The 7,018-nt window shown below is 61.0% G+C and carries 9 protein-coding genes and 1 pseudogene; 6 read left to right on the top strand and 4 right to left on the bottom strand.

Annotation, left to right across the window (positions count from 1 at the left end; all coding sequences use genetic code 11):
- Window positions 1-672: pseudogene (locus FZZ88_RS04440) on the bottom strand (photosystem II q(b) protein); the annotation flags it as partial.
- Between the two features lie 205 nt (window positions 673-877).
- Here FZZ88_RS04440 and FZZ88_RS12140 point away from each other — a divergent pair.
- Both FZZ88_RS12140 and FZZ88_RS04435 read left to right on the top strand, forming a co-directional pair.
- Window positions 878-1,006, top strand: a complete 129-nt coding sequence (locus tag FZZ88_RS12140) for a hypothetical protein (protein WP_255606441.1) — start codon at window positions 878-880, stop codon at window positions 1,004-1,006.
- 93 nt (window positions 1,007-1,099) lie between these two features.
- Window positions 1,100-1,360: a hypothetical protein gene (locus tag FZZ88_RS04435; protein WP_230332830.1), complete on the top strand. Its 261-nt coding sequence runs from the start codon at window positions 1,100-1,102 to the stop codon at window positions 1,358-1,360.
- Here the strand turns inward: FZZ88_RS04435 and FZZ88_RS04430 are convergent.
- Entirely contained in the window at window positions 1,357-2,271 is a 915-nt protein-coding gene (locus tag FZZ88_RS04430) for an aspartoacylase (protein ID WP_230332829.1), read from the bottom strand. The genes FZZ88_RS04435 and FZZ88_RS04430 overlap by 4 nt on opposite strands.
- Before the next feature lie 70 nt (window positions 2,272-2,341).
- On the opposite strand from FZZ88_RS04430, the gene FZZ88_RS04425 reads away from it, so the two are divergent.
- The 4 genes from FZZ88_RS04425 to FZZ88_RS04410 all read left to right on the top strand — a co-directional run bounded on the left by FZZ88_RS04425 (window position 2,342) and on the right by FZZ88_RS04410 (window position 6,207).
- Window positions 2,342-3,316 carry a glutathione S-transferase C-terminal domain-containing protein gene (locus FZZ88_RS04425; RefSeq protein WP_230332828.1) on the top strand — a complete coding sequence of 325 codons (975 nt, stop codon included), beginning with the start codon at window positions 2,342-2,344 and terminating at the stop codon, window positions 3,314-3,316.
- On the top strand, window positions 3,313-3,951 hold the full coding sequence (locus tag FZZ88_RS04420; protein WP_230332827.1) for a DUF2301 domain-containing membrane protein: 639 nt from the start codon (window positions 3,313-3,315) through the stop codon (window positions 3,949-3,951). Before FZZ88_RS04425 ends, FZZ88_RS04420 begins: the two co-directional genes overlap by 4 nt.
- The gene (locus FZZ88_RS04415; protein ID WP_230332826.1) at window positions 3,948-5,849 is read left to right on the top strand and encodes an ABC-F family ATP-binding cassette domain-containing protein; all 1,902 of its coding nucleotides are present in this window, start codon (window positions 3,948-3,950) and stop codon (window positions 5,847-5,849) included. Before FZZ88_RS04420 ends, FZZ88_RS04415 begins: the two co-directional genes overlap by 4 nt.
- Window positions 5,850-5,988: 139 nt before the next feature.
- Window positions 5,989-6,207: a CP12 domain-containing protein gene (locus tag FZZ88_RS04410; protein WP_230332825.1), complete on the top strand. Its 219-nt coding sequence runs from the start codon at window positions 5,989-5,991 to the stop codon at window positions 6,205-6,207.
- A 30-nt stretch (window positions 6,208-6,237) separates the two neighbouring features.
- On the opposite strand, the gene FZZ88_RS04405 is transcribed toward FZZ88_RS04410, so the two are convergent.
- Together FZZ88_RS04405 and FZZ88_RS04400 are read right to left on the bottom strand one after the other, a co-directional pair.
- Entirely contained in the window at window positions 6,238-6,420 is a 183-nt protein-coding gene (locus FZZ88_RS04405; protein WP_115131684.1) for a hypothetical protein, read from the bottom strand.
- Between the two features lie 93 nt (window positions 6,421-6,513).
- Window positions 6,514-7,018 (bottom strand): GTPase (locus tag FZZ88_RS04400; RefSeq protein WP_230332824.1); only part of this gene is annotated, 505 nt, incomplete at its 5' end.

Here is a 7,018-nt window from a genome sequence, read left to right as displayed (position 1 = left end):
CACCAGGGAGGAGGTCACCAGGGAGCCGTGCATGGCGGAGAACAAGCTGCCGCCGAAGACACCTGCGACGCCCAACATGTGGAAGGGGTGCATCAGGATGTTGTGCTCGGCCTGGAACACCAACATGTAGTTGAAGGTGCCAGAGATGCCCAGGGGCATTGCGTCAGAGAAAGAACCCTGACCGAAGGGGTAAACCAGGAAGACAGCGGAGGCTGCAGCGACAGGTGCGCTGTAGGCAACGCAGATCCAGGGGCGCATGCCCAGGCGGTAGGAGAGTTCCCACTCACGACCCATGTAGGCGTAGATGCCGATGAGGAAGTGGAAAACAACCAGCTGGAAGGGGCCGCCGTTGTACAGCCACTCATCGAGGGAAGCAGCTTCCCAGATGGGGTAGAAGTGCAGGCCGATGGCGTTGCTGGAAGGAACAACAGCACCGGAGATGATGTTGTTGCCGTAGATCAGGGAGCCAGCGACGGGCTCACGGATGCCATCGATGTCGACCGGAGGAGCGGCGACGAAAGCGATGACGAAACAGATGGTGGCAGCCAACAGAGTTGGGATCATCAGCACACCGAACCAACCGACATACAGACGGTTGTTGGTGGAGGTGACCCACTCACAGAAGGCCTGCCAGCTGGAAGCGCCGGAGCGCTGCTGGAGGGTGGTGGTCATGAGAACGGAAAGAAATGTTCCCGAAGGAACGGTTTAAGGAAGGGCAGGAGAGCCCTGCCTGTCGCCGAGTGTAAAGGAAGTTTGCGCTGTGTGTCCACAGATTGCGAAAACAACGCTTAGCCGCCCCACGCGGGGAAAGCGAGACTTCCAAAAGGCTTAAGATTCATGAGACTCACCAAGGCACTTTTTGGTTCTGATCCGCTGGATGCAAGCCGGCCTTCGCTTGGAGGAAACCGTTCCTCTAAACCAGGCTCGTCACAGGCGACTGGAGCTGGAGGCTCAAGGTGCCACGGTGTATTGGAGTGAGCGACTGGCCCAAGGCCAGATCTGCTGAGAGGCTGGGACCAATCGGGACTGGCCCATGCGGCGTTTGATTCCTCTGATTTGCCTTGGGATGACCTCAGTTGGGCTGAGCAGCTGTGGAGTGATGCCCTCCAGCAACGACAAGCCAAGCGCTAGCGCTTCGATCGAACAGCTGGAACGAAGGATCAATCAGCTGGAGAAGAAGCTGCAAGAACTCAGGTCACCTGCCGGCGACCCCGACAGCAAGACACCAGCCGGCCCGCTGCGATCCCTCACCCTCCGGATCGGCACCGAGGACGACCGATTGCGGATGTACTGGGCTGATGGTCAGACGAGCAATCTGATCTGCTCAGAAGAAGGGAAGGGTGTGTGGGCCTGCGGTTAAGCCGCAGCGAGCAGCTGTTTGAGGGCCAGTAGCCAGTTGGGCTCCACAGGCCACACCTCCCGGCGGGTGAGGGAGAAAGCAATGCTTTTCTCCGCGTAGGCCGCTTCGTTCACAAACACCGGAATTTCCCCTGCAACCCAAGTTTCACAACGATCGGTCCCATCAGCAGCACGAAACATGGCCTGGGTTGAGGCGATGTTCTGCCAATCGCGGCCCTGCAGTTCGGGATGCACAAGGGCCTGAGGCTCTCCGTTCTCCGCCTTCGGAAGATCCCGACTACCCAAGTGACGATGCACCACCAGAACATCCGGCAGCCGGGCCAACCCCTGATGTGCCTGATCCAAGGCCCTGAGGCAGCTTTCCAAGCCAAGACGGGTCTGTTCAACGACCCGGGCATTGAGCAGACCCTGCGGCACAGGGCCCACCTCGATCACCAGGCCGCAAGGCCAGGATTCCACGAGGAAGCCGGTCTGCTGAGCATCGGCTTCATGCAGATAAATCGGCAGGCCAAGCGCTCCCTGCACCAAAGCCGCGAGGGCCAGATCAGCAGGACGCCGGCCGTACACCACAAGGGAATTGCCCATGGCCGCAGTGGTGCTGTGCAGATCGATGGCCACAGCACAGGGCTGCTCGCCACTCGGGCCATGCAACCGCAGGAGTTCCCCAGCACGCTGGAACTCCAATCCGGAGGCACCCTGCTCCAGCTGTTCCGGGAGGAAGCAGCGGTTGAGATCACGATCGACGTATCGGCAGCGGCGAAGCAACGCTTCTGGGTTGCCGATCACCTTCTGCACGGCCAAGCCAGCCGCGTCGATCAAATCAGGGTTGGCCTGCCACTGCTGCAGCAACCAAGGGGCATTCACCTCATTCCCATGGGTACCGGCCACCACAAGAACGCCACAGCTGCTCATGGACCACAGCGAACCAAGTTCTGACTGAAGCACGAGTCACAGCGAGGATGAAAGCGATCCAAACCGAGCCATGTCGATCCCACCTGTCGTAGTCACGGCCGCCCGTCGCAGCTGGCGATGGCAATGGCAACGGCTCATGGGTGGGCTGGGCCCAGCCGATGCGGCCGGCAATTACACCCGCCCAAGCAGCGATCCGCTCACCCCGCCGGCCTTAAATCCCGCGGACCTGCTCCAGCGCAGCGCAGGTCAACGGCCGATGCTGGTGATCGGGCGCAGCTGCCCCTGGGCCCACCGCACCTGGCTGGTGCATCAGCTGCGCCATCTGCACGACAGCGTCACCCTCGTGATGGCACGGGCGGATCACAACGCTGGACGCTGGGCCCTCGATCCAGCCTGGGAGGGGTGCAAAACGCTGCTGGAGTTGTATCAGCACTGCGGCGCCCCCCCCAGCTACCGGGCCACCGTGCCTGTGCTGGTGGATCCCAAGACGCGCACCCTGCTGGGAAATGACAGTGCACCACTGGTGGACCTACTGAACCGCTGGCCCCATCGCGACGAGGTTGTGGACCTGGCACCAGCAGAAGCAACCGACAGGATCCAGGCCTGGCAGCAGCGGCTGCAATCGGCCATCAACGATGGGGTTTACCGCTGCGGTTTCGCCCGCAACCAAGCGGCCTACGACCACGCTGAAGCCGATCTCTTCACCGCCCTCGATGCGGTGCAGCAGAGCCTCGAAAGCAACGGTCCATGGCTGTGCGGGGAAGCACTGACCCTGGCGGATGTGCGGCTGTTCCCCACCTTGATCCGCTGGGAGCTGGTGTATGCCCCCCTGTTCGGCTGCAGTCGGCAGCCGCTCTGGCACTACCCGAACCTCTGGAAGTGGCGACAGCGCTTCTATCGCCTGCCGGGCGTGGCGGACACCTGCGACGGCACCGCCTGGCGACACGATTACTTCGGTGCCCTGTTCCCCCTCAATCCCAGCGGCATCGTTCCAGCCGGTCCTGACCTGAGCACACTGGTGAACAGCACTGCAGCGTCAGGATGACCAGCGCAGATCCAACCTTCGAAGGTGTCTACGGCACTTACTCGATAACCGCTGCCGATCGCCAGGAGGTGCGTTTTTATCGAATCTCCCTGTTGATCACCGGCCTCAGCCTGGCCGCAGGGGTGCTGCAGTGGTGGCAGACCGATAGCCCCTGGGCATGGCTCTGGGTGCTGCCGATGGCCACAGCCCTGGGCCTGGCGCTGCGCTGGATTCACATTTATCTCCGTCCCTTGCACCGGGCCCTTCAACTGTTCTGGCTCAGCGGTTGCATCGGTTGGGGGGGCCTGCTGCTGCAGGCCGGCCCAACCGAAGTGCTCTCCGTCCTCAGAGATCAGCCGCTGTGGATCCTGGCCATTGGGCCGCTGTTTGCCGCCTTGGCGGGAATCGGCTTCAAGGAGTTTTTCTGCTTCCAACGGCCCGAAGCCATTGGTCTCACCTTGCTGCTGCCGGCAGCGCTGCTGGGGCATCTGGTGGGAGTGATCAATGGTCACCTCTGCCTGGCTCTACTGGAAGCTGCAGCGTTGCTGCTGGTGCTGCTGGCCCTGCGCAAATTCGGCATGGAGGCAGCAGCGGATGTGGGCGATAAGAGCGTGTTTGCTTATCTGGACGGTCAATTGCCCGCTGGCACGCCGTGAGTCTGATCAGCCTGGTGGGTGCGGCCAAGGATTCCGGCATCCGCACCCTCTTTTCCGATCTCGATCTCCACATCGCTGAAGGAGAACGGCTCGGGCTAATCGGTCCCAATGGCGCCGGCAAATCCACCCTGTTGAAGGTTCTGGCGGGGAAAGAGCCCCTCGGTGAGGGGGAACGCCGCTGTTCGCCGCGGCTTCGGGTGGAGCTGGTGGGTCAGGAGAGCCGAATCACTCCGGGGCTCACGGTGCTGGAACAGGTGCTGGAGGGCTGTGGCGCAAAACGGGATCTGCTGGTGCGCTTCAGCGCCCTCAGCGACGCCATTGCGGCAGACCCCAGCAATGGAGCACTGATGGCGGAGCTGGGTCAGCTCAGCCAACGGATGGATGAAGAAGAAGCCTGGAGCCTGGAGCAGCAATGCCGGGAAGTGCTGCAGAAATTGGGCATCAGCGATCTCCAGCGCCCGGTCGACGACCTCTCCGGCGGATACCGCAAACGGGTGGGTCTGGCATCAGCTCTGGTGGCCTGCCCCGATGTGCTGCTGCTAGATGAGCCCACCAACCATCTCGATGCAGCTGCCGTGGAATGGCTGCAGAGCTGGCTGGATCGCTACCCCGGGGCTCTGGTGCTGGTCACCCATGACCGCTACGTACTCGATCGGGTGACGCGACGGATGGTGGAGGTGGACCGAGGCCAGGCCCGCACCTATCAGGGGAACTACAGCACCTTTCTGCAGCACAAAGCGGAAGAAGAAGCCTCCGAAGCAGCCTCAGCGGCCAAGTTCAAAAGCGTGCTTCGCCGCGAATTGGTCTGGCTACGCCAGGGCCCCAAGGCGCGCAGCACCAAACAGAAGGCGCGACTGCAACGCATCGAAGCGATGCGCGAGCAGAAACCCAATCAGGCCAAAGCGAAGCTGGAGATGACCGGCATCAGCCGGCGCATCGGCAAACAGGTGATTGAAGCGGAAGACGTTGGGGTCACAGCCGATGGCAGCCAAGGCGGTCGCCCACTCCTTGATGGCTTCAGCTACAGCTTCAGCCCTGAAGACCGAATCGGCATCATCGGCCCCAACGGCAGCGGCAAATCCACCCTGCTTGATCTCATTGCCAGACGGCGAGAGCCAACCCAAGGCAGCCTGCTGCTTGGGGAGACCGTGCACATCGGCTACCTGGACCAGCACACCGAAGACTTCAACAAAGGCAAAGGGCTCGATCGCAAAGTGATCGAGTTCGTGGAAGAAGCCGCCAGCCGGATCGATCTGGGGGGAGAACAGGTCACCGCATCGCAGCTTCTGGAACGCTTTTTATTTCCACCGGCCCAGCAGCACAGCCCCTTGGCCAAGCTCTCGGGAGGCGAGCGCCGCCGCCTTACCCTCTGCCGGATGCTGATCCAGGCGCCCAACGTGTTGCTGTTGGACGAACCCACCAACGATCTGGATGTTCAGACCCTCAGCGTTCTCGAAGACTTCCTTGAAGACTTCCGGGGCTGCGTGATCGTTGTTTCCCACGACCGTTATTTCCTCGATCGCACCGTTGATCGCCTGTTCTGCTTCGACCAAGGACGTCTTAATCGATTTGAAGGGAACTACAGCGCGTTTCTGGAGCAGCAGCGCCAGGAGGAACGCAGCCAGACCCAGGCGAGCAAACCCTCCTCACCAAAACTGGAGCGCAGCAGCGAAACCAAGCGCGATGGTCCGCGGCGTCGAAACTTCAAGGAAAACAAGGAGCTTGCGGCTCTCGATCAACAGCTGCCTGACCTGGATTTGCAGAAGGAGGAGCTGGAACAGCAGATGACGCAGGAGGGCGCCGACATGGCCAAGCTGAGCCTTGATCTGGCTGATCTGATCTCCCGCATCGAACAGGCCGAAGAACGCTGGCTGGAACTCAGCGAATTGGCCCCCTGAGCAAGCAGCTGGAGCCGTGGTTGTAGCCACGGCTACTGCCACCTCAGATCAAGATTGACGGATGGTCATGGGGGGGGGATTCCACCACTCCAAAACCGATGAATCGCCGTAAGGTGCAGCCAGGTCACGGTCTGAATTCATGAAGTCCATCGACGAACACATCCAGAAGGATCAATCGGAAATTGAAGCTGCCAAAGCAGCTGGAGACGCCGCCAAGGTTCGTCACCTCACCGATGAGTTGAAGTCGCTAGAGGAATACAAAGAACACCACCCCGGCGACAGCCACGACCCCACTTCGCTCGAGCTGCATTGCGAGGCCAATCCCGATGCCGAAGAGTGCCGCGTCTACGACGACTGAGCCAACAAACGCGGTTCATTCAACGAGGGCTCAATAGTCCTCGTTGTAATCGGAGGGGCTGCCGGTCAGGCTGCAGACGACAGCCTCCTCCTTACGCATTGCCTTCACTTCAGCGATCGGGCGTCCCATGCGTTGAAGCACAGCAACATCCTCTTTCGTTTGGCACCGGGCAATCACGTCGCCCTTGATGTCCAGACAGGTGTAAAAGGTCATGTCATGGGAGAGACATTCCAGTTATGGCTCTCCTGCGATCAGCCCACAAGCATCGGTGTGGCTGATCACATGAAGATTGTCTGGAGCATCAGCTCACACCCCGAGCTCGGCCCAGGTTTCTGCCAGCAACTGGTCGAGGTTGGTTCCCATGGCGGCTGAAATGCACAGCACGGGCCGACCGCTCGCCGCCACAAGCTCCTGCTGCAACGTGGGGAGATCGTCCTCTGACACCAACTCCTGCTTGTTGATCACCAGCAGACGGGGCCGATCAACCAGACCATGGCCATAGGCCTCCAGCTCCTGCTGGACGACGTTCAGGTCAGCCACGGGATCCTCAGATCCAGCGTCCACCAAGTGAATCAGCAGACGGGTGCGTTCGATATGACGTAGAAAGTCGTGGCCAAGACCAGCGCCCTGGGCGGCCCCTTCAATCAAGCCTGGTATGTCTGCAAAAACAGTGCCATCTCCACTGGGCCGGCGCACCACACCAAGGTTGGGGACCAAGGTGGTGAAGGGGTAATCGGCAATCTTGGGTCGCGCTGCCGACAACACGGCGATCAAGGTGCTTTTGCCGGCATTGGGAAGTCCAATGATGCCC

The sequence above is a fragment of the Synechococcus sp. PH41509 genome (genome assembly GCF_020514285.1).
Classification (GTDB): Bacteria; Cyanobacteriota; Cyanobacteriia; order PCC-6307; family Cyanobiaceae; genus Parasynechococcus.
Note: the sequence above shows the minus strand (reverse complement) of the source record. Positions and strands in the feature narration are given on the sequence as shown.

Coding starts and splice junctions, on each gene's coding strand:
- FZZ88_RS12140 (WP_255606441.1), top strand. CDS start 878: ATGCAAGCCGGCCTTCGCTTGGAGGAAACCGTTCCTCTAAACCAGGCT.
- FZZ88_RS04435 (WP_230332830.1), top strand. CDS start 1,100: ATGCCCTCCAGCAACGACAAGCCAAGCGCTAGCGCTTCGATCGAACAG.
- FZZ88_RS04430 (WP_230332829.1), bottom strand. CDS start 2,271: ATGAGCAGCTGTGGCGTTCTTGTGGTGGCCGGTACCCATGGGAATGAG.
- FZZ88_RS04425 (WP_230332828.1), top strand. CDS start 2,342: ATGTCGATCCCACCTGTCGTAGTCACGGCCGCCCGTCGCAGCTGGCGA.
- FZZ88_RS04420 (WP_230332827.1), top strand. CDS start 3,313: ATGACCAGCGCAGATCCAACCTTCGAAGGTGTCTACGGCACTTACTCG.
- FZZ88_RS04410 (WP_230332825.1), top strand. CDS start 5,989: ATGAAGTCCATCGACGAACACATCCAGAAGGATCAATCGGAAATTGAA.
- FZZ88_RS04405 (WP_115131684.1), bottom strand. CDS start 6,420: ATGACCTTTTACACCTGTCTGGACATCAAGGGCGACGTGATTGCCCGG.